Source organism: Alistipes sp. CHKCI003 (assembly GCF_900021155.1).
GTDB classification, from domain to species: Bacteria; Bacteroidota; Bacteroidia; order Bacteroidales; family Rikenellaceae; genus Alistipes; species Alistipes excrementavium.
The window spans coordinates 24,519-45,228 of the sequence record NZ_FCNT01000018.1 but is presented as its reverse complement, the minus strand read 5'-3'; the positions used below and the strand labels follow the sequence as shown (position 1 = coordinate 45,228).

The following is a 20,710-nucleotide window of genomic DNA, read 5'->3' as shown; positions in this document are numbered from 1 at the left end:
ATTTTTCGAACGCACGGGGCAAAAATCCTGCAAAATCGGCTATCTTTACACCGCAAATCACTGCGACATCATGGAACTCGAAATAACCCCCACGGACCATCCTCCGCGCGAACTGCTGCTGTCGGCCGACGAGTCGCCCGCCTCGGTGGACGACTACGCGGGACGCGGCACCTGTTACGTGGCCCGTTCGGACGGCCGCCTCGTGGGCGAATACGTCCTGCTGCACACCCGCCCGTTCACGGCCGAAATCGTCAACCTCGCCGTCGCTTCTGCATACCGGCGCCGCGGCATCGGCACGGCGCTGCTCGCCCACGCCGTCGCCACGGCCCGCAAGGCCGGCTTCCGCATCCTCGAAATCGGCACGGGCGACACGAGCTCGGGGCCTCTCGCCCTTTACGAGCGCTGCGGATTCGTCCGCTGCGGCGTCGAACGCGACTATTTCCGCAAGTACTACCCGAAACCCGTCGTCGAACACGGGGTCGAATGCCGCGACATGATCCGGCTGCGCATGGAACTCGACTGAAGGATCATGTCCGTCTCGTGGAACCCGTGGCACGGATGCCGCAAGATCAGCGAAGGGTGCCGTCATTGCTACGTCTACCGGCAGGACGCCGCCCACGACAGGGACAGCTCCCGAATCCGGCGCACCGCAGCTTTCGACCTCCCGGTCCGCCGCAGCCGCGACGGACGGTTCAGGGTACCTGCAGGCGAGCGGGTCTACACCTGTTTCACCTCCGACTTTCTGGTCGAGGAGGCGGATCCGTGGCGCGCCCAAGCATGGGCGATGATGCGGCTGCGCAGCGACCTGCGGTTCTTCTTCATCACCAAACGCATCGACCGACTCGCAGAGTGTCTCCCGGACGATTGGGGCGACGGGTATGAGAACGTCGCCGTCGGCTGCACGGTCGAGATGCAGGAGACGGCCGACCGCAGGCTTCCGATCTTCCGCGCCGCACCCATTCGTCATAAGCTCGTGATCTGTGCGCCCCTGCTCGGTCCGATCGACCTTGCCGCACAACTCGATCCCGCATTCGAAGAGGTCTCCGTAGGCGGCGAATCGGGTGCCGACGCCCGCATATGCGACTACGACTGGATTCTCGATATTCGCCGCCAATGCACCGAACGGAACATCCCCTTCACTTTTCACCAGACGGGCGCCCGACTCCGAAAAGACGGCCGGCTCTACCGCATTCCCCGGGCGCTCCAACATGCGCAGGCCCACCGTGCCGGCATCGACTTCAGACCGCAGCACTGACACCCCGCTCCGCGGAAAGCGGCGCAGCCGCTCCCTCCGACCACCAAGTCCTCAAAGTCTACGCGACAGGCACCCCGGTCTCGGGCAAACCGGAGACTGCCGTCCGGTTCGCTCCGGCACCTCCGCACACCCTCTCTCGGAAGGCGGCCGGGCCTCTTTGCAGCCGGGGCTCCCATACCTCCCCGACGGCACATCCTGCCTCCGGGGACGGTCCCGCGGCAGCATAGACCTGCGTGCAGACGGCCGCACCCGCAGACGATCCGCCGGTCTGCATCTGCGCGGCTTCGGCACACGAAAAGCCCCGCATCCGCACGGGACACAGGGCTTCGTTTTCGAATCGGGTCGGGTGTCAGTCGTCGATATCGATCACTCGGAACTGTTTGTCGAACTTCACCTCGAATCCGTTGCCGAGTTTGACCTCGTAGCTCTGACGGTCGCGTTCGATTCCGAGAATCATCGCTCCATGCTGATACTTGTTCACATAATCGACGATCTCGGCAGGCACGATATCCGCGGGAACCGGATACCCCCTGCGCTCCACCTCGACCCATGCACCCTCTCTGTCGAATTCGACCTCGGTGCCGTCGGCGAGCATAACTTCATAGGTGGCGCCCAGCAAGCTCGGATCTTTCTTCGCCAGCAGCACCTCCACGCCTTCGAAATGGCTGTTTACGAATGTCTGCGCCGCAGCGGGCAGCTCCGAGAACTTCACCGGACGATCGTCATCCGCATAGGCAGCCAGCGAAACCATCATCGCAGCGGTTCCCAACAACATCATTGCAATCTTTTTCATCTCTTACGTCGTTTTAATGTTGATTGAATCGTATAACGGGTTTCCTGCAAAATCGGCACCTAAATCGGCCTATCGCATGAAAAACCGATATAAAACCGCTTCCGTTTCGTCATCCCGGCGGGAAATATCCGCATCACCTCCGACGAGACGGATAGTTTCCGACAGGCAGCAGACGTCATTCGGCGTTCTTGGCAGCCAGCGGCGCAGCCTGCGTATAGACCCGCGCCGAAAGCTCCTTGTCGAGCATGTAGGTGCCGAATTTGTTGCCCTCCACGGCTTTCATGGCGTCGATCATATCCTGCGCGCTCTCCTCCTCCTCGACCTGCTCGTCGACGAACCACACGAGCATGTTCGACGTGGCGTAGTCCTGCTCCTCGGCTGCGATGCGGCACAGGTTATTGATCATGGAGGTAACCACGCGCTCGTGCTTGAGCGTATCCTCGAAGGCCGCCAGCGGCGAAGCCCACGAAGTCTCGACCTCGGCGATGGGCGCGAGCTTCACCTCGCCGCCGCGCGAGAGGATGTAGTTTATCAGGATTTGGGCATGGTCCTGCTCCTCGCGGAACTGCACGGCGAACCAGTTGGCGATGCCTTTGTACCCCTTGGCCGAGAAGTCGACCGACATCGAGAGATAGAGATAAGCCGACCAGAACTCGGCGTTGACCTGCGCATTGAGCGCGTCCTGCAATTGCTTCGATAACATAATCTGAAAGTTTTAACGTTGCGTTAATATTCATTTCCTGCTACAAAGATACAAGATTATCCGTTTCCTGCACCATCCGCACGATCGGATTATCCGATAAAAACATCGGCTCCGCTTATAATTCCGTCTTACGGCTTCGGCCGCTGAAACGAACGAGCGGACGGGAAATCAATCCGTCCGCTCGTTCGCTTCGCCATTTCGCCGAGGCGGCGGCTCCATCCGCCCGCCGCACGGTCCGTCTCCCGGTCCGGAGCAGGCACTTCGCCCGAAACGAACACCCCGTTCGCAACGAACTCTCGTCCCTTACGCCCCTACGCTCTTATGCTCCGGAAAAGCCTCAGGCTTTCGAACCGTCGTAGGCCCACTTCACATAGATCGCTCCCCACGTATAGCCTCCGCCGAAGGCCGAGAGAATCAGATTGTCGCCCGGGCGAAGCTCCTTCTCGTAGTCGTACAGACAGGTGGGGATGGTCGCCGCGGTCGTATTGCCGTTGGTGGTGATGTTGACCATGCACCGCTCGCGGGACAGCCCCATGCGGCGGGCCGTAGCGTCGATGATCCGCAGGTTGGCCTGATGGGGTACCAGATAGCGTATATCCTCGGATTTGAGGTTGTGGCGTTCCATCATTTCGCACGACACGTCGGCCATCTTCGAAACCGCCGCCTTGAAGATCGCCGGACCGTCCCACGTGATCGTATGCCAGTTGTTCTGCACCGTCTCTTTCGAGGCCGGATAACGCGAGCCGCCCGCCTTCATGTAGAGCTGCAACTCGCCCGAGCCGTCCGAGTGGAGGATCGAGTCGATCACGCCGTATCCCTCGGTGTTGGGTTCGAGCATCACGGCCGCCGCTCCGTCGCCGAAGATCGGGCAGGTGGTCCGGTCCGTATAGTCGACGATGGACGACATCTTGTCGGCGCCCACGACGACCACCTTCCGGCAGGTGCCCGTCTCGATGAACTTGGCACCGGTCGTAAGCGCGAAGAGAAAGCCGCTGCATGCCGCGGAGACGTCGTAAGCAAAAGCATTCTTGCAACCCGCCTGATCGGCGATCAGGTTGCCCGTCGAAGGGAAGAACATGTCGGGCGTTACCGTGGCGCAGATCACCAGATCGACCTCCATCGGGTCGATGCCGGTCTTATCCAGCAGATTGATAATCGCACGGGCTCCCATATAGGAGGTGCCGATTCCGTCGCCTTTGAGGATGTGGCGGGTCTTGATTCCGACATGCGACATGATCCACTCGTCCGAAGTGTCGACCATGCGGCTGAGTTCTTCATTGGTGAGAAGGTGATCCGGAAGGTACTCGCCCACTCCGGTGATCGCAGCAGTTATCTTTTTTCCCATCTAATCTAATTTTTCGTTTTCGAACGCTCTGCGCAACCTGCCCGCGAGGTCGGCCTGAGCACACCTCTCGGTAGTGAGAATCATGTTCTTGATCGCCAGCGGCGACGAGCAGCCGTGGCCGATGACCACGGGCGCATTGACACCCAGCACGGGCGTGCCGCCCACGTTTTCGTAATTCATCGCCGACCAGAACGGATTGCCGTTGCAGCCCAACGACTGATTGATGCGGTAGAGGCCCTCGGCCATCTTGAGCACCGTATTGCCGACGAAACCGTCGCAGACGAACACATCGGCGGCCTTTCCCGTGAAAAGGTAGGAAGCCTCGACATTCCCCACGAAATTATACTTCCCGGAAGCCTTCATCAGCTCGTGCGCGGCTTTGGTCTGGGTGTTCCCCTTCGCCTCTTCCTCGCCGATATTGAGCAGCGCGACGCGCGGAGAGGCGATGCCGAGCACGGCCTCGGCGTAGATCGAGCCGATGAGTCCGTACTGTTCGAGCACCTCGGGCTTGCAATCCACGTTCAGCCCCACGTCGAGCAGCAGCGCGGGACGCCCCGCCACCGTCGGTACGACCGAAGAGATCGTCGGACGGATCACGCCCGCGATCGGTTTGACCGCATACATCGAACCGACCATCATCGCTCCGGTCGAACCGGCGCTCGCGAAGCCCGCGACGGCTCCCCCGGCCAGATAGCCGAAACCGACCGCGATGCTCGAATCGGCCTTGGCCTGAAAAGCCTTGGCCGGATGGTCGCCCATTTCGATCACCTCCGTGGTATGCACGATTTCGAACTTGTCGGCCGGACACCCCTCGGCCGCAAGCACGGCCTCGATGCGGGTCCGGTCGCCGAACAGAACGATCCGGCTCTCCGCACTCACGGCTTCGAGCGCCGACACGGCCCCTTTCACCGCAGCCTCGGGAGCGAAATCGCCGCCCATGGCATCAACACCAATCTTTAACATAAATCGTGAGATTCGGTTTATAAATCATTCGGAGGAGACGCACCGCCCGCGGACAGCACCTCTCCCGAGGCGGCACAGACGTGCCGCCGAGGCTATTCGGTCTTTTTCTCGATGGCGAGTTTGCCGCGGTAGAAGCCGCACTCGGGGCATACGCGGTGGTAGAGCACCGCAGCGCCGCAGTTGGAGCAGGTAACCACCGTCGGTACCACAGCCTTGTAATGGGTTCTTCTCTTATCGCGTCGCGTCGACGAGACTTTGTGTTTAGGATGTGCCATTTTCTCTCTATTATTTATAAGTTCAACTATTTTCTCCCATCATGATTGCTCCCGTCCGTGCGCACGGCCTCCCCGACCTCGCGCGTCAGCTGTTCGCGCAGGGCCTCCAGCTTGCCCCACTCCGACTCGGGCACGCTGCGGCCGGCCGGGTTCCCGTCGGCACGCGCCTCGATCGCCGCGAATTCGGCGCCCGAAACGATATGGAAACGAGCGAGCATCTCCGGATCGCACCCTCCCTCGGGGTGGACGCGCTGATAGGGTAGCGAGAGCACGATGCTCTCGTAGATATACTGCGTAAGATCCAACTCGCCCGCAGAGGGGGAGATCCACATCACCTCGCCGTCGTACTCGTCGGTCTCGTCCGAGAACTTCACCGTCAGATCGCCGGCGAAATGCACCGGAACGTCGCAATCCTCCATACAGCGGTCGCAGGACACCGTTACCGCACCGTCGATCGTCGTATGCAGTTCGAGCATACGTTCCGCACGGTTCAACGACACATGCACCTCGCATGCGCCGCCCTTGATCTCCGTACTTTCATAAGCTTCGAACAGCGCTGCGCCGACTTCGAAGTCGAATTCGTGCAGCCCGTTTTTCAGCCCTTTGTAAGCGATCGTATACCTTTCAGCCACGTTCATTCAACGCATTTAATGCGCAAAATTACTAAAAATTCGGACAAGTGCAAAGATTTCGCCGATATTTCGGACCGCACGCCGCATCCGCACCGGACGGCCGCTTCCGCCTCCGCGGACGAAGCAGGCCGAAAAAACCGACGATATTTCCGCCTTCGGAGGCGGTCTTGTCATGGAAATTGCCTACCTTTGTTCCGTATGGAAATCGCAAAAGGATTCAAAATCGCCGTCGCCAGCACCTACCCGGAATACTGGCGCTACAACGTGGCGCTCATGTGCGGTTGTTTCGACGGCGAAGACCGCAGAACGGGATTCGCATCCGCCGAAAGCACCGTGGCTCCCGTCGGGGCGAATCTTCCGGCCCCGCCCGAAGCATACGCCTCGCCGCGTACGACCGTGCTCGAAACGCCGCCCTGCGACCACATCGTGCTCTGTCTGTACGTCATTCCGCATACGCTGCCCGCCGGGCGCGACATCTCCGAAACGAAACCCTTTCCCTTGCAGCTCCGCATCGAGCTTCCCGACGGGAGCGAGACCCGCACCCGCTACGCGATCAACCAGTGGTCGGGCACGAGCATCGAACTGCGGATCCCGAATATAAAATAGCGTTCCGCCCGCACTTCACCGCAGCGACAGCCGAGCGCCCTCCGGTTTTGCGGCAAAGCACGGCCCCCGTCCGAAACGGCGAGGGCCGAAAATCCCATCCGCGCCCCGATCCGATCTTCGGCGCCTCGCCGCCGCCGGACAACAGCCTCCCTGCGCGAGCGCAGAGCGACCTTCGCAGCCCTACGGCCCCATCCGGTTCGTACCGGACGAAACGAGCGGGGCATCCGGACACCGGACACCCCGCTTTCCGTCGCCGAAGCAGCGACGCCTATTTGTTATTGTAAGCGGCCATCTTCTGAATCAGCATGACCACCTTGTTCGAGTAGCCCCACTCGTTGTCGTACCACGAAACGAGCTTCACGAAGTTGGCGTTCAGCGCGATACCGGCCTTCGCATCGAAGATCGACGTGCGGGGGTCGCTGATGAAGTCGCTCGACACGACATCGTCCTCCGTGTAGCCCAGAATGCCTTTCAGCTCGTTCTCCGAAGCCTTCTTCACCACGGCCTTGATCTCATCGTACGTAGCGCCCTTCTCCAGACGGCACGTGAGGTCCACGACCGATACGTCGAGCGTCGGCACGCGGAACGACATGCCCGTCAGTTTGCCGTTCAGCGCGGGGATGACCTTGCCCACGGCCTTGGCGGCACCCGTCGACGAGGGGATGATGTTGCCGCCTGCGGCACGGCCGCCGCGCCAGTCCTTCATCGAAGGGCCGTCCACGGTCTTCTGCGTAGCCGTCGTGGCGTGCACGGTCGTCATCAGACCCTCGACCAGACCGAAGTTGTCGTTGATGACCTTCGCCAGCGGAGCGAGGCAGTTGGTCGTGCACGACGCGTTCGAGACGATCTGCTGGCCGGCATAGGTGTCGGTGTTCACGCCGCAGACGAACATCGGCGTATCGTCCTTCGACGGAGCCGACATCACGACATACTTGGCACCGGCGGCGATATGCGCCTCGGCCTTCTCCTTCGTGAGGAAGAGACCCGTCGACTCGACCACGTACTCGGCGCCGACCTCGTTCCAGCGGAGCTGCGCAGGATCCTTCTCGGCCGTTACGCGGATCGCACGGCCGTTCACGACGAGCTTGTCGTCCTTCACCTCCACCGTGCCGTCGAAATGGCCGTGCACCGAGTCGTATTTGAGCATGTAGGCCATGTAATCCACCGGTACGAGGTCGTTGATTCCCACGACCTCCACCGAATCAGCATTGTTGCAGGCTGCACGGAACACCAAGCGGCCGATACGGCCGAAGCCGTTGATACCAATCTTAATCTTTGACATAATCGAATTATTTATGAGTTAAAAACTTAAAACCCTCGGCTGAATTTTTCAATTACAAAATTATACACTTCGCGCCTATAATGCAAATAAAAAATAAATTTTTTTAATTATTAGGTTCCGCATACGGTTCAGACGTCATTCGGCCGCCGATTTCGCTCTTTTGGCCATGGCCGATGCGAACACGAAGTCGTTGAGTTCGCGGTTGTCCGCATGGAGAATATCCTCTTTGGTGCCTTCCCACCACTTGCGGCCCTCGTGGATGTATACAATCTTCTGGCCAATCTCCATGACCGAATTCATGTCGTGCGTATTGATGATCGTGGTGATGTTGTACTCCTCGGTGATCTCGTGTATGAGGTTGTCGATCACCACCGAAGTCCGGGGATCGAGGCCCGAGTTGGGTTCGTCGCAAAAGAGGTATTTGGGGTTGAGCACGATGGCGCGGGCGATGGCCACGCGCTTGGTCATGCCGCCCGAGAGTTCGGCCGGGTAGAGCCCGTTGGCATCGGAGAGCCGCACGCGCTGCAAACAGAAGTTCACGCGCTCGCGCTTCTGCGCGGCGCTCTGGTCCGTGAACAGGTCGAGCGGCAGGCGCACGTTCTCCTCCACGGTCGAGGAGTCCAGCAGCGCCCCGCCCTGAAAGATCATGCCGATGTCCTTGCGGATCGCCTTCCGCTCGTGGAAGCCGAGCGACGTGAAATCCGTACGGTCGTACCACACGCGGCCCGAATCGACCTCGTGCAATCCCACGAGGCACTTGAGCAGCACGGTCTTGCCCGAACCGCTCCGGCCGATGATGAGGTTCGTCTTGCCCGTCTCGAACTCGACCGAAATGTCGTCGAGCACGACCCGGCCGTCGAACGACTTGACGATGTGTTCCGCGCGTATCATATCAACAGGATTTGCGTGAGGATCAGGTTGAAGATCATGATGACGATCGAACAGGCGACCACGGCCCGGGTCGAAGCACGCCCCACTTCGAGCGAATTGCCCTTGGCGTAGTAGCCGAAATAGGCCGAAATCGAAGCGATGATGTAGGCGAAAACCGCGGTCTTGATGAGCGAGTAGACGATCGAATAGGGCTTGAAGTCCATGAGCAGCCCCTCGACGTAATCGGCCGGGATCATGATCCCGGTCAGGGCCGAAATCGCCCAGCCGCCCAGAATGCCGATCAGGATCGATAGAATCGTGAGGAACGGGAAGAAGCAGACGGCCGCGACGATCTTCGGCAGAATGAGGTACGAGGCCGAATTGACGCCCATGATCTCCAGCGCGTCGATCTGCTCGGTGATGCGCATGGTGCCGATCTCGGAAGCGATGTTCGAACCGACCTTGCCGGCGAGGATCAGCGCCACGACCGTCGACGAGAATTCGAGGATCATCGTCTCGCGCGTGGCGTAGCCCACCAGCGAGCGGGGGATGAACGGCGAGTCGAGGTTGATGCACATTTGCAGGGTGATCACGGCCCCGATGAAGACCGAAATGATGGCCGTCAGACCGATCGAATCGAAGCCGAGCGCCTCCATCTCGCGGATGATGCGGCGGCGGTAGATGGCTCCCTTCTCCGGACGGGAGAAGACCTTGCCCATCAGGAGGAAATAGCACCCTATCTGCTCGAACAGTTTCAACATCTCGTTCTCGGCATATGAACTAACGGCCCCCGGTCTCCTTCGTCTCTTCGAACTCGACGTAATCGCCCACGTCCTCCGAAATCCGCTTTTCGGGCATGTCCTGCGTCTTGCGGACCTTCACCTCGCCCTCGCGCGGCGTCCGCGCACGGCGGCCGGCGAACGGATCGCCCCCGAAACCGCCCTGCGGACCGAACTGCTCCTCCATCTGTCTGCGCACCTTGCAGATGCGCCAGCGGAACATGAACGCCAAAAGGGCTGCGAGCAGCAGCAGGCCGAGCAGGAAATAGAGTATGAAGACCGCAATGCCCTTCAGCACGGCGGGCGCCGCCACCGCGAGAATCAGAATCACGAGGCACGTCAGCGGATTGCGCCGGATGAAACCGGTTACCGCATCGATGATTGCCATGAACAGGTTCATAATTCGGAAAAATATTCGCCTTACAAAGGTAGTAAAAATATGGGTATTCCAATTAAAAGTCGTAAATTTGGTGCCGTAAAGCACAAAATCACCCCTTAATATGTTGAACGAACTCACCGCCATATCGCCCGTCGACGGCCGTTACCGCAGTAAAACGGAAAAACTCGCCGATTATTTCTCCGAGCAGGCGCTCATCCGCTACCGCATCCGCGTCGAAGTGGAGTATTTCATCGCCCTGTGCCGCATCCCGCTGCCTCAGCTGAACGGCATCGAGCCCGTGCAGTTCGAAGCGCTGCGCGCCCTCTACCGCGACTTTTCGCCGGCCGACGCCGCGCGCGTGAAGGAGATCGAGGCGGTTACCAACCACGACGTGAAAGCCGTCGAATACATCATCAAGGAGAAGATGGACGCGCTGGGCCTCGAACGCTACAAGGAGTTCGTGCACTTCGGCCTCACGTCGCAGGACATCAACAACACGGCGATCCCCCTCTCGCTCAAGGAGGCGCTGGCGGCGGTCTACTACCCCGCGGTCGAGGAGGTGCGCGACGCACTGGCCTCGCTGGCCGACGAGTGGCGTGCGGTGCCGATGCTCGCACGCACGCACGGACAGCCCGCCTCGCCCACCTCGCTGGGCAAGGAGTTCATGGTCTACGTCGAACGCATCGAGAAACAGCTGGCCCAGCTCCACGACATCGCCATACCGGCCAAGTTCGGCGGCGCGACGGGCAACTTCAACGCCCATCATGCGGCCTACCCCGACTACGACTGGGCCTCGTTCGCCGACCGTTTCGTGGGCGGAACGCTCGGGCTCTGCCGATCGCGCTACACCACGCAGATCGAGCACTACGACAATCTGGCCGCCGTGTTCGACTGCCTCAAACGCATCGACACCATCCTCACGGACCTCTGCCGCGATATGTGGATGTACATCTCCGCCGAATATTTCAAGCAGCGGATCAAGGCGGGCGAAGTCGGATCGAGCGCCATGCCCCACAAGGTCAACCCCATCGACTTCGAGAATGCCGAGGGCAACTTCGGCATCGCCGGAGCGGTCTACGCGCACCTCTCGGCGAAACTGCCCCTTTCGCGCCTGCAACGCGACCTGACGGACTCGACCGTGCTGCGCAACATCGGCGTGCCGATGGCCCACACGCTCATCGGGCTGAAGTCGCTGCTCAAAGGTCTGGGCAAGGTGATCCTCAACCCCGCGGCGCTGGAGCGCGATCTGGAAAACAACTGGGCCGTGGTAGCCGAAGGCATCCAAACGATCCTGCGGCGCGAAGGCTATCCCAAGCCATACGAAGCGCTCAAGGCACTCACGCGCACCAACGAACACATCACGGCCGAGTCGATCGCGGCCTTCATCGAGACGCTGGCCGTCTCCGAGAACGTGAAATCCGAACTACGTGCACTGAGCCCCGCCACCTACACGGGCATATTCCGATAGCGAGCCTCCGGAGCGGACGGGCGCGACGCCGTGCGCGAAGCGCCGACAAGTCCCGTGTCGCTTCCATTCTCCGGAAAATCCGGCCGGCCGCCCCGTCGCGGAAGTCCGCCGCACCATAGCTGCCGTTCAACGCACGGAACGCCCCCGCTCCCCGTCCGAGACGAGGCGCCGGGGTGTTTCGCGTCAGAACGGGCGGGATCGCCCGTTCGCATCGAATCCCCCCCCCGTCGGGGTCGAGCTGCCGAAGACCCGATCGCCGGTTGTCCCGACACCCAAAGCCGGAACGGCTCAAACCGGTGCGCCCGTCCGGCGAAGACGAACCGGCCGATTTACGGACACACCGCCACCGCTCTCCGCAAACGGTCCGCCGGCCGCGGCATCCGGCCCGCTCCCGTCTCATCCGGCATCTGCGCCGCGCAACCGCCGGAGCACGGCCCGCGCCGACAAGCCTCCCGGCAGCAGGCGCGGCACGGGGAGGACAACCGACCGCCCCCAGCGAAGCGTTCCGCACGGACCCGATGATAGCCCGTACGGCCAAAACCCGCAATCGGACGGTCGCGGTTTCTCCTTTTGGCACGGGCTTTGCGACAGTTCGGATCAACTGATGTGTCAGAACCACACAGTGAGGTTTCTTCATTTATTAAGTTTGGGTTAGTAGTTTTTCGGAGGCGCCAGCCTCCGGAGGCGGCAGGCAATCGCGACGATTCCCTGCCGTTTTTTCTTGTCTGCGGCCGGCCGCAGCCGAGCATCGCGCAAAGGATGCGGCCCGTCGCACGAGAACCGCCTCATCATAGACGATCCGTCCGCGGGCTCCGCCGCCCGCCCCGAGACGGCACGCACACCGTCGCCGAACACTGCGTCCGTCGCCCGCGCTTCGGCTTCCAAGTCATCCGCGGCGGCCGGCCTCTGCCGGAGCCGGCCCGTCTGCGGAAGCGTACGCACGCTGCGCCCGAACGGGCCGATGCGGTGGAGATCCCCGTGATAAAATATTCCGGGTCCAAAGTTGTAAGTGTGCTAAATTCTATTTATTTTTGTCAACAGAATATTGCATTCTACCTACATATTCATATTGTGCGATTGTATCAGACTTTCGTGGGAAATCTGGTAAATTTTAATGCAAATGTTATGATACAGCGTCGCGCCCCGGTAGGGGTGTGTGCTGTTTTATACATTTGCAGGGCCAAACCAGAGCCTCCACAATGAGTCGAAACAGCGCCACCCCTCTTTAGGTTGCAAGGTGTCGTTGTTATGATCGGACAATCATGGCGGCAGTACACATGATTCGGGATTTCTACTAATGAAGAGGCGTCACCTTTCTTGGCCCGGTGTTTCTGCCGCCTTCTTTTTCCGAAAGTAGTTCCGACGGTCCCGAAGATGCGCTGCAAGGATCTTTTCGGTCCGAGTGCCCCCTCATAACAGGTTTGGCACGCACTTTGCAACCTTTCTCGCAGCTGATGTGGCAGAACCACTCAGTGAGGTTTCTTCATTTATTTAAGTTTGGGTTAGTAGTTTAAGGAGGGCTACCTCCGGAGGCAGCAGGCAATCGCGACGATTCCCTGCTGTTTTTTATCGCATCTCCGACCTTAGAGCGCATGATCCGAATCCGGTACGGCACGAAAACTGTTTACGTCGGACATAAACCGGACGACATGGTCAAGAACAAGAACATCACCACTTCACAGCTCGCTCTGATGACGGCGGCCGCCGTCATCAGCCTTCGCGGACTGCCCATGATGGCGCAGGAAGAACTCACCATGTTCTTCTACATCTTTTTCGCCACCTTCCTTTTCCTCATTCCCGCAGCCCTCGTCGGTGCGGAGCTCGGCAGCGCCTTCCCCGAACGCGGCGGCGGCGTCTACACGTGGGTCAAGGAGGCCTTCAACCCCCATATGGGTTTCACGGCCATCTTCCTGCAATGGATCCAGAACGTGGTCTGGTATCCCACGGTGCTCGGCTTCGCAGCCGCCTCCATCGCCTATCTGATCGGCATGCCCGATCTGGCGCAGAACGGTCTGTTCGTCGGACTGTTTTCGATCGTCATGTACTGGTTCGCCACATGGGTTACGCTGCACGGCACCTCGGCTGTCTCGGGAATCACCAGCAAGGGCTTCCTGATCGGCACGGTGCTGCCCGGCATCGTAATCGTCGTCATGGCGCTCGTCTGGATCCTCGGCGGCAACCCCGTCTCCTTCGAACGCATCCCGGCCGAAGTCAGTCAGGTCGTCCACGTCGATGCGCTGCAACACGTCCATCCGCGGCTCTTCCCGCACATCTCCGGCATGAGCGACATCGCGTTCCTCGCAGGCATTCTGCTGCTCTTCGCAGGCGTCGAGGTGCACGCCGTGCACGCCCCCGAACTGAAAAATCCGCAGAAACAGTTCCCGCGCGCCATGTTCCTCGCGGCTTTCATCTCTTTCGCGCTCTTCACGCTCGGAGCGCTGGCCGTGGCGGTCATCACCCCCTATGACCAGATCAACCTGCAATCGGGGCTCTTCACCACCTTTCAGATCGTCTTCGACCACTACCATGTGGGCTGGCTCACCAACGTCATGAGCCTGCTGGTGGCGTTCGGCGCACTGGCCGGCGTGATGTCGTGGATTTCGGGCCCCAGCCGCGGCCTGCTCTGGACCGCGAAAGAGGGACAGCTGCCCTGCTTCCTGCAAAAGATCAACAAGAACGGCGTACAGATCAACATCCTGCTGATTCAGGGCTGCATCGTCAGTCTGCTGTCGTCGTTCTACATCTTCATGAACGACGTGAGCGTCGCCTTCTTCCTGCTGAGCGCCCTCACCGTCGGCCTCTACCTCGTGATGTACATGATGATGTACGCCGCAGGCATCAAACTGCGCTACTCGCAGCCCGATCTGCCGCGCAGCTACCGCGTTCCGGGCGGCAAGGCGGGGATGTGGGCCGTGGCCGGCATCGGCTTTCTGGCGGTCCTCTTCTCGTTCGTCGTAACGTTTTTCCCGCCCTCGCAGCTTCCGGTCGGAAGCCCCGCCATGTACACATGGCTGGTGGTGATCGGCACGGCGGTATTCCTCTCCATCCCGCTCATCATCAGTTGGGCGATGAACCGGAAAAACAAAAAGAACCCGCAGACGGAACGCTGAGCGCACTGCCGCCTATGTAAAAGAGGCTGTCCGACAAGTCGCCGACAGCCTCTTTTCATTCGTACCGCTATTCGAAATCCGCTCCGGATGCAACTCGCACAGAGCTGAAATCCCCGCCGGACAATCTCTTTTCCGCCGGCGGAACAGGCAGCAACCGCACATTCCTCCGCCCGCGTTCCCGATATTCGCTCCGGACAGCTCCCGGCGGTTCCGGCAAGTCCGGACCTTCCGGCGGATCCGTCTTATCGGATGAACACGCAGCCGGCCGTCCCGGTCCGAAATACCGACATCGTGCCGCCGCCCCGCACGAAAACACCCGAAATCTGCAAAACGAATAGGGATCATACGAAAAAACGACTTACATCGCTGCAAGTCGTTGATTTTCAGTCGTGGGAGCTGAGGGATTCGAACCCCCGACCCTCTGCTTGTAAGGCAGACGCTCTGAACCAACTGAGCTAAGCTCCCCTTTTGCTGAATTGCGAGTGCAAATGTATGATAAATAAATCATTCCTGCAAGTCCTCCATTCATTTTGGGAAATCTTTTTTCGCTGGCAGTTCGTTCGGTTTACACGCTGGTTTACACATTTGCATAAAGCCAATGCTGGTTAAACAATAGTGAATTAATTGACAATCTTATATTTGAATAAAATCGGACCAACTTGTGCAGGGGGTCTTAAAATAGACCATCCTGCAAAGTCGGTCCTAATTTTGAGGTCAAAGGAAAACCGCATTTTTTTTGGCCTGCCCTTAACTTTTAAGATATATAGTATATATAACTCCATTTTTTGTGGAGTAATATTCTTTACCTCTAATACGTGTGTCTGTTCCGTTACTACCGTTCTCTGTCTTGGTTTTCTCAATCAGACGCTTTCGGGCAGCAGAATCCCAGCATTGATTTTCTTCTACATTTGTTTTATTTCTGTTTCTGTCATCGTTTGATAAAATCGGACCAACTTTTTCAAAGGGTCTATTATAAGCCCCCTTGTCAAAGTCGGTCCTTTTTCTTCACCCAACAATCAGCAAGGCGAATATGGGGAGTAAGTAGGGTTTCATTAGCTTACAACTTTTTTAGCTTTTTGTTTAATGGAATTCGATATTGGCATTCGTTATAATAAAACTCGATACGCTGTTCTATCATTTCATATAAGAGATCGAATTGTTCAGGACTACAATATTGCATATCAAATTCTAAAGATTTTACCCATTGTTTGTGTAATTTAGGAAGCATTAAACAATCAGCACTCTCATCACATATTAATAAATAACGATAGTATTTATCTGCCATTCTCCGCAACCTTACATATTGATATTTTGCAGTAACCGCATCCATATATCGGTTATAGAATCCTATGTATTTTGGATAGTTCCAGTATGTATGCAACCAACACGTATCTTGAGCAAATTCTAATGCCAATTCGGGACAAATGCGATCAATATAGGGAAATCCATCTACTGATGTTATCAACCGTTCTTTATATGGTTGAAATATTTTTTCAAGAGAATCCACAAAAGCCGCAGCATATTTATTTTCATAGCATTGATGAATGGAACTCGTATCTAAGGCTCGATGTGTATATTCTTCTTTATCAAAAAAGAGTTTTGCTTTTTCTTTACATCTGACTAAAACACGAATCGAATCTAAATTTTCTGTTTCGCCGTTGAAATTCCGTGTAATATCATCCAATATTACATCACTACTTGGTTGCGCCCGATTTCCGCACCCAACAATCAGTAAGGCAAATATGGGGAGTAAGTAGAGTTTCATAATCATTCAATATCCAACTTTACAGTTTTTTGCTCTGTCTTTTTATATTGAGGGAATTTTTGTCCATGTTCTTCAACCTCTCCCATGTAAGAATAAAAAGTATAATTGATAGTTAAGGTTTGTGAATCAAATTCGAGGTCAAAATAAGAATCTGACCCGCCATAAAATTCTATGAAACCGTCCTTTATATTATTTTGGAATTGTTTAGGGTAAAACTCTGAATGGGTTATAAAGTTTCCATTTTCGATTGTAACAATCTCAAAATATGCCATATTATAACAGTAACTTATAAGCACATAATATGTTTGTCCATTGTGCAAGAACGTGTATATTTTATCAATTTGTTGATTGGAATATTTCCCTTGGCCACCCCAATCAGCTATTTGATTCCACTTGATTTCCCCATTTTTAACGTATTGCAGGTAAACGCTGTAAAATCGGCCAGAGGAGCCAAAACGATCTTCACAACAGTAAATTCTGTATTTTTTATCTGGTGTATGGAAGATTCTGATCCCGTCTGTTGCTTCTTTGAGCAAACTATCTATTTCACTATTCTTTGGATTGTGTTCAAGTAAAGGTAGTGTTTGGTCGAATGTTATAGGTAATGATAAATATTTTTCCAACTCTCGCTCAAATGCCGATGATAATTGCCCAGTCGTACAATAGTAACACAATGACAAGAGCGTATCAATGTAGTGAATATCGTTTAATCGAGGTGTTTGAGTTATATCGAACCGTTGATTCTTACCCCATGTCAAAATCAACTGTTTTGAATTAGAATGTTTTGTCGAGAGATAATGATTGACCACTTGCGACCAATTCAAACGGGCCGAATCTATGTATGGGAAATATTCATTATCATCATGTGACAGTTCCCGCCATAAGGAACGATTAGCAATCTCCCTACTAAATGAATCAATGGGGACTACTATCGCAGAATCGCACCGTGATTGCGATTGATTTCCGCACCCTACAATCAGCAGGGTGAATATGAGGAGTGTGTAGGTTTTCATCTTCTATGACGCAACGGTAGAATGTTTCCTTACCTACTGTAAAGAATAATATTTATTTTCACAATATTCTTTCTTAACTAATCGTTTTTCGACTTTATAAGTAAAAACAGAATCACTAAAAAAGGTTGGGCGTTCTTTAATATAGGTTAATTCATAGCTTTCTGTGGAATCGTTCTTTTCGTATATTTCCTCTTTTTGACGAAAAACAGTTAATAATATTATTTTACCTTCATCAAAACGGGTAAAATCATCTATTTTCGTATAGGGTGGGTCTTGAAAAACGCCTTGGTATAAATCGTCTTGGGAATGAATTACATTATGATAACGATATGTGTTACAATTCTTTCGCCCAGCACCCCACATAGTGAGTACTAATGTGGCTCCGTTATCTTCAAAGAAAAATGGAACATCTTCACGCCTACTCTGTGCTGGATATTCGATTTCGTAAATATGGGATTTATCAAAAGATTGTATTGCTATGCTATCGGGAACATCCCTGTTTTCATTATTTAAGAAATAATGACTATGTACCATTGAAAAATGCCGCTTTTGCCCTCTGAAATTAATTATAGCTTTACCTACTATTTTGCCATAAAGACAATATTCAGGTTGCCACATGACGTTAACTATATATCCGTCTATCAGATTCGTGTAACGAATGTGAATCAATGAATCGGTCGTATTGGCATATTCCAATCGCATAGAATCCAATGCTGTTATATATGCTCGTTTGACTGAATCCAATTTATCCGCAAAAATAGCCTGTTGCTGGCGTTGAATTCCACACCCTACAATCAGTAAGGCAAATATGGAGAGTAAGTAGGTTTTCATCTTAATAATTCCACTTTATCTCGGTGACAAACTTTTCTGAAAAGTCTATATTTATAGACCCTGTTATAAACCTTGTCACGGTTTGTTGTGAATAGGTTTTCATCTTATATGACGCATTTTGCAAAAATCGCTATTATATAGCCTGTAAAAAATTATGTCACCTAATCTGCTTCTGTTCTTCCCATCTCCTTATAAACTCCTCTGCATCCTTATAATAATTGATGTCATTCTTGGGCAATTTCTTAAACACCTCTGCGGACTTTTGCATCATCTGAATAGCATTGTCCAAATCTCCTACACGTTCGTATAAATGCGCTTTTTCCTTATAGGTTATTGCTGTCATTTGGCAGACCTTTCCATATTCCTGTTCTGCATATTTCAGCATATTATCGTATAGGTGCTGTGCATTGTCTACTTGTCCTGCATCTATATAATCAGAGATTAGAGTGAACATCATTTCCTCTTTCATTGTAGGATTGGAATATTGCCGAGCGACTGAATCTGCCTGCGCTTTCTTTACAAAGTTTTTCAGCACACTATCGCCGCCTACTGTTCCAATGTTAAAATTCAGAACGACATCATTCAGCGTTTCATCATAGGTCGGTTTTGGTCGGGAATCTCCACACGACATAATCAGTAGAGCAAGTAAGGGTATTAGGTAGTTTTTCATATTATTATCGAGTGGAAAATCGGACCAACTTTTTCAAAAGGTCTATATTAAGACCCTCTGACAAAGTCGGTCCTAAATTATTTTTTCTGTAAAATCAGAAACCAGCTAATCTTTTCATTTGTCGGGTCAGGTAGTTGTAAAGCAATGCCTACATCCTTTTGATTGATAAGTGCCCGATGCCAGTAAACATCTGCCGAATGTTCGCCCACATGATATAGCCCCATGACACGATGCCGCCATGCAAACCACGTGCGTCGAACATAGAGTAGTTGCCATTCCAAATCAGCTAACTGTTGCAGGACTGGTAATGATGATTTAGCCGTTAAGCGGAAATCTCCGTTATCGTTCGTTTGTAGGGTTAAGCGTTCGCCACGCTGGGGAACATCATGCACCGTAAGAGAATCCGCATGAATAGCAGATTTCGGGCGAATCTGCCAATCGACTAATTCGTATTCTCCATTGAGCAATTCTAACCGCTCCCTTTTCGATATAGAATTGGCCCAAAGATATATGCTACATCCTACAATCAGCAAGGCGAGTATGGGTAGTATGTATTTTTTCATATAATGGAATGGCGGACCAACTTTTTCAAAGGGTCTATATAAAGGCCCCTTGAATAAGTCGGTCCTAAATTAGATAGCTATCAATATGTTAGAATTATATCCTTTTTGTCGGTCGAATAATAATATTTGTACATTGGCGCACTTTCATCTTTCTGTTTTCCGACGAGAATAAAGAATGTTTTAGCGTTATAAGCTATGACATATTTTTCCGAACTTTGGGATGTGTGGCATTGAAATAAAATTTCTTTTGAACTTAAAACCTCTTTCCCCTCTACATAGAACATCTGATTGCCGACACGGATTGTATAATTGGGCTTATCAATGGTGATAGATATGTTTGATTTTGTTTCATTCGTTTTGCTCCCGTTTTGATAAGTGACGACCTTACTTGCTTTGAGGGTACAAGTTTTCCAATCGGCACTTTGTGCCCAAGCGCAAGAATATAGAAACATTAAAACGAGTAAAAATAGAATCTTTTTCATCAGTTATTCTTTTTTGGTAAATTCTTCTATAATGCCCCAAATTATTCCGCCGATTGTGGCAAGTACATAAGGGCCAATAATGATAAGAGCAATGATTCCAAGAATTTTCATCTTACTATGTATAGTTATTTTAATGTTGTTTAATCCTTTGTGCCTATTTACATTCCTGCTGTAAAAACAACAGTCATGGCCCAAGCCATATCCGTATTGGGATGATTGAGAACAGCAGGAATTAGAGTTTGTCGGATGTACTCATCTGACATAGGTACACTTAATCCTTTATTGTAATCCTGCCAAAAGTACATTAAGCATGCTTCTTTATCGGTTTGTGTCAAATTATCCCGATCTGCTAATATCGAGACAACGCCTTTCAGAATAGAAAGCAATTCATCCTCCGACACTTTTTTGAACATGACGGTTTGGCATAAACAGGTGTGCATTACTTTTTTGTAGTATTCATTACTCCGTTTCATCGTGATATTGTATTTTTTATTTATCTTATGCCAGTTCCTTCATTTCTTCAATAGCTTCTCTTAATGTCATGGTCGGAAGATTGCATAATGTACTTATTAAGCTCCAAAGTGCTTGTTCTGTTTTATCAATGTTGCCATCGACTGCCATCAAGCATCCCAAGAATGCGCAGATCAATCGTTTTTGACTATCAGTCATGCGTGAAATAATATCCAATGCTTCTGTGTTTGAAAGTAATTCAGAACGTGCAATATCTGCATTGTCGATGTTGAGTTTCTGAATGACAGTCACACTGAACAATAATTCTTTCGGCTCAACTTTTCCGTCGGCTTGAATCATCATGTTAGAAATCTTGACAATTGCGGATTTCTCCTTGCTTGTAAAAAACATAATCATAAGTTTTTAGCCATTCCAACCCTCAAACAGCGGTTAGTAGTAAAAAGAAAGCGCAGGGT

General features: G+C 53.7%; 23 protein-coding genes and 1 tRNA gene. 5 read left to right on the top strand and 19 right to left on the bottom strand.

From position 1 onward, the window contains the following. The first annotated feature begins 70 nt into the window (after positions 1–70). Together BN3659_RS03020 and BN3659_RS03015 are read left to right on the top strand one after the other, a co-directional pair. Positions 71–523: a GNAT family N-acetyltransferase gene (locus tag BN3659_RS03020; RefSeq protein ID WP_091534482.1), complete on the top strand. Its 453-nt coding sequence runs from the start codon at positions 71–73 to the stop codon at positions 521–523. 6 nt (positions 524–529) lie between these two features. Further along, the gene (locus tag BN3659_RS03015; protein ID WP_091534480.1) at positions 530–1,255 is read left to right on the top strand and encodes a DUF5131 family protein; all 726 of its coding nucleotides are present in this window, start codon (positions 530–532) and stop codon (positions 1,253–1,255) included. A 349-nt stretch (positions 1,256–1,604) separates the two neighbouring features. Here the strand turns inward: BN3659_RS03015 and BN3659_RS03005 are convergent, their stop codons facing one another. From BN3659_RS03005 to BN3659_RS02980, 6 genes are all read right to left on the bottom strand, one after another. Then, entirely contained in the window at positions 1,605–2,048 is a 444-nt protein-coding gene (locus tag BN3659_RS03005; protein WP_091534476.1) for a PepSY-like domain-containing protein, read from the bottom strand. A 175-nt stretch (positions 2,049–2,223) separates the two neighbouring features. Next, positions 2,224–2,751, bottom strand: a complete 528-nt coding sequence (locus BN3659_RS03000; protein ID WP_091534474.1) for a ferritin — start codon at positions 2,749–2,751, stop codon at positions 2,224–2,226. 337 nt (positions 2,752–3,088) lie between these two features. After that, entirely contained in the window at positions 3,089–4,096 is a 1,008-nt protein-coding gene (locus BN3659_RS02995) for a beta-ketoacyl-ACP synthase III (RefSeq protein WP_091534472.1), read from the bottom strand. Beyond that, positions 4,097–5,059, bottom strand: coding sequence for a phosphate acyltransferase PlsX (plsX, locus tag BN3659_RS02990; RefSeq protein WP_091534471.1), 963 nt, complete (start codon positions 5,057–5,059; stop codon positions 4,097–4,099). A gap of 92 nt (positions 5,060–5,151) precedes the next feature. After that, positions 5,152–5,334, bottom strand: a complete 183-nt coding sequence (rpmF, locus tag BN3659_RS02985; protein WP_091534470.1) for a 50S ribosomal protein L32 — start codon at positions 5,332–5,334, stop codon at positions 5,152–5,154. Between the two features lie 26 nt (positions 5,335–5,360). Continuing rightward, the gene (locus BN3659_RS02980; RefSeq protein WP_091534469.1) at positions 5,361–5,972 is read right to left on the bottom strand and encodes a YceD family protein; all 612 of its coding nucleotides are present in this window, start codon (positions 5,970–5,972) and stop codon (positions 5,361–5,363) included. Positions 5,973–6,164: 192 nt separating this feature from the next. Here BN3659_RS02980 and BN3659_RS02975 point away from each other — a divergent pair, with 192 nt between their 5' ends. Then, positions 6,165–6,572: a hypothetical protein gene (locus tag BN3659_RS02975; RefSeq protein ID WP_091534468.1), complete on the top strand. Its 408-nt coding sequence runs from the start codon at positions 6,165–6,167 to the stop codon at positions 6,570–6,572. A gap of 268 nt (positions 6,573–6,840) precedes the next feature. On the opposite strand, the gene gap is transcribed toward BN3659_RS02975, so the two are convergent. From gap to BN3659_RS02955, 4 genes are all read right to left on the bottom strand, one after another. Next, on the bottom strand, positions 6,841–7,854 hold the full coding sequence (gap, locus tag BN3659_RS02970; RefSeq protein WP_091534467.1) for a type I glyceraldehyde-3-phosphate dehydrogenase: 1,014 nt from the start codon (positions 7,852–7,854) through the stop codon (positions 6,841–6,843). Positions 7,855–7,989: 135 nt separating this feature from the next. Beyond that, positions 7,990–8,745 carry an ABC transporter ATP-binding protein gene (locus BN3659_RS02965; RefSeq protein ID WP_091534466.1) on the bottom strand — a complete coding sequence of 252 codons (756 nt, stop codon included), beginning with the start codon at positions 8,743–8,745 and terminating at the stop codon, positions 7,990–7,992. Further along, a complete protein-coding gene (locus BN3659_RS02960) occupies positions 8,742–9,485 on the bottom strand; it encodes an MlaE family ABC transporter permease (RefSeq protein WP_091534464.1) in 744 nt (247 codons plus the stop codon). The genes BN3659_RS02965 and BN3659_RS02960 overlap by 4 nt, the downstream gene beginning before the upstream one ends. A 19-nt stretch (positions 9,486–9,504) precedes the next feature. Further along, complete coding sequence (locus tag BN3659_RS02955) at positions 9,505–9,891, bottom strand: DUF4834 family protein (protein WP_317041644.1); 387 nt, start codon at positions 9,889–9,891, stop codon at positions 9,505–9,507. Between the two features lie 112 nt (positions 9,892–10,003). On the opposite strand from BN3659_RS02955, the gene purB reads away from it, so the two are divergent. Both purB and BN3659_RS02940 read left to right on the top strand, forming a co-directional pair. Continuing rightward, complete coding sequence (purB, locus tag BN3659_RS02950; RefSeq protein ID WP_091534462.1) at positions 10,004–11,350, top strand: adenylosuccinate lyase; 1,347 nt, start codon at positions 10,004–10,006, stop codon at positions 11,348–11,350. Positions 11,351–12,999: 1,649 nt separating this feature from the next. Beyond that, entirely contained in the window at positions 13,000–14,460 is a 1,461-nt protein-coding gene (locus tag BN3659_RS02940) for an amino acid permease (RefSeq protein WP_091534460.1), read from the top strand. A 390-nt stretch (positions 14,461–14,850) separates the two neighbouring features. Here BN3659_RS02940 and BN3659_RS02935 read toward each other — a convergent pair. The 9 genes from BN3659_RS02935 to BN3659_RS02900 form a co-directional block, all read right to left on the bottom strand. Beyond that, positions 14,851–14,925, bottom strand: a tRNA-Val gene (locus BN3659_RS02935). 592 nt (positions 14,926–15,517) lie between these two features. Beyond that, positions 15,518–16,225, bottom strand: a complete 708-nt coding sequence (locus BN3659_RS13265; RefSeq protein WP_191442068.1) for a hypothetical protein — start codon at positions 16,223–16,225, stop codon at positions 15,518–15,520. 2 nt (positions 16,226–16,227) lie between these two features. Next, positions 16,228–17,238, bottom strand: coding sequence for a hypothetical protein (locus BN3659_RS12765; protein ID WP_138266410.1), 1,011 nt, complete (start codon positions 17,236–17,238; stop codon positions 16,228–16,230). 33 nt (positions 17,239–17,271) lie between these two features. Then, the gene (locus BN3659_RS12760) at positions 17,272–18,069 is read right to left on the bottom strand and encodes a hypothetical protein (RefSeq protein ID WP_138266411.1); all 798 of its coding nucleotides are present in this window, start codon (positions 18,067–18,069) and stop codon (positions 17,272–17,274) included. Positions 18,070–18,226: 157 nt separating this feature from the next. Then, positions 18,227–18,739, bottom strand: a complete 513-nt coding sequence (locus tag BN3659_RS02920) for a tetratricopeptide repeat protein (protein ID WP_091534457.1) — start codon at positions 18,737–18,739, stop codon at positions 18,227–18,229. 77 nt (positions 18,740–18,816) lie between these two features. Next, positions 18,817–19,302, bottom strand: a complete 486-nt coding sequence (locus tag BN3659_RS02915; protein WP_091534456.1) for a hypothetical protein — start codon at positions 19,300–19,302, stop codon at positions 18,817–18,819. Positions 19,303–19,382: 80 nt separating this feature from the next. After that, on the bottom strand, positions 19,383–19,784 hold the full coding sequence (locus tag BN3659_RS02910; protein WP_091534455.1) for a hypothetical protein: 402 nt from the start codon (positions 19,782–19,784) through the stop codon (positions 19,383–19,385). A 158-nt stretch (positions 19,785–19,942) separates the two neighbouring features. Next, a complete protein-coding gene (locus BN3659_RS02905) occupies positions 19,943–20,257 on the bottom strand; it encodes a hypothetical protein (RefSeq protein WP_141682470.1) in 315 nt (104 codons plus the stop codon). A 25-nt stretch (positions 20,258–20,282) separates the two neighbouring features. Further along, positions 20,283–20,645 (bottom strand): tellurite resistance protein TerB, encoded by a 363-nt coding sequence (locus BN3659_RS02900; protein WP_141682469.1) that lies wholly within the window; start codon positions 20,643–20,645, stop codon positions 20,283–20,285. Positions 20,646–20,710 lie beyond the last annotated feature (65 nt).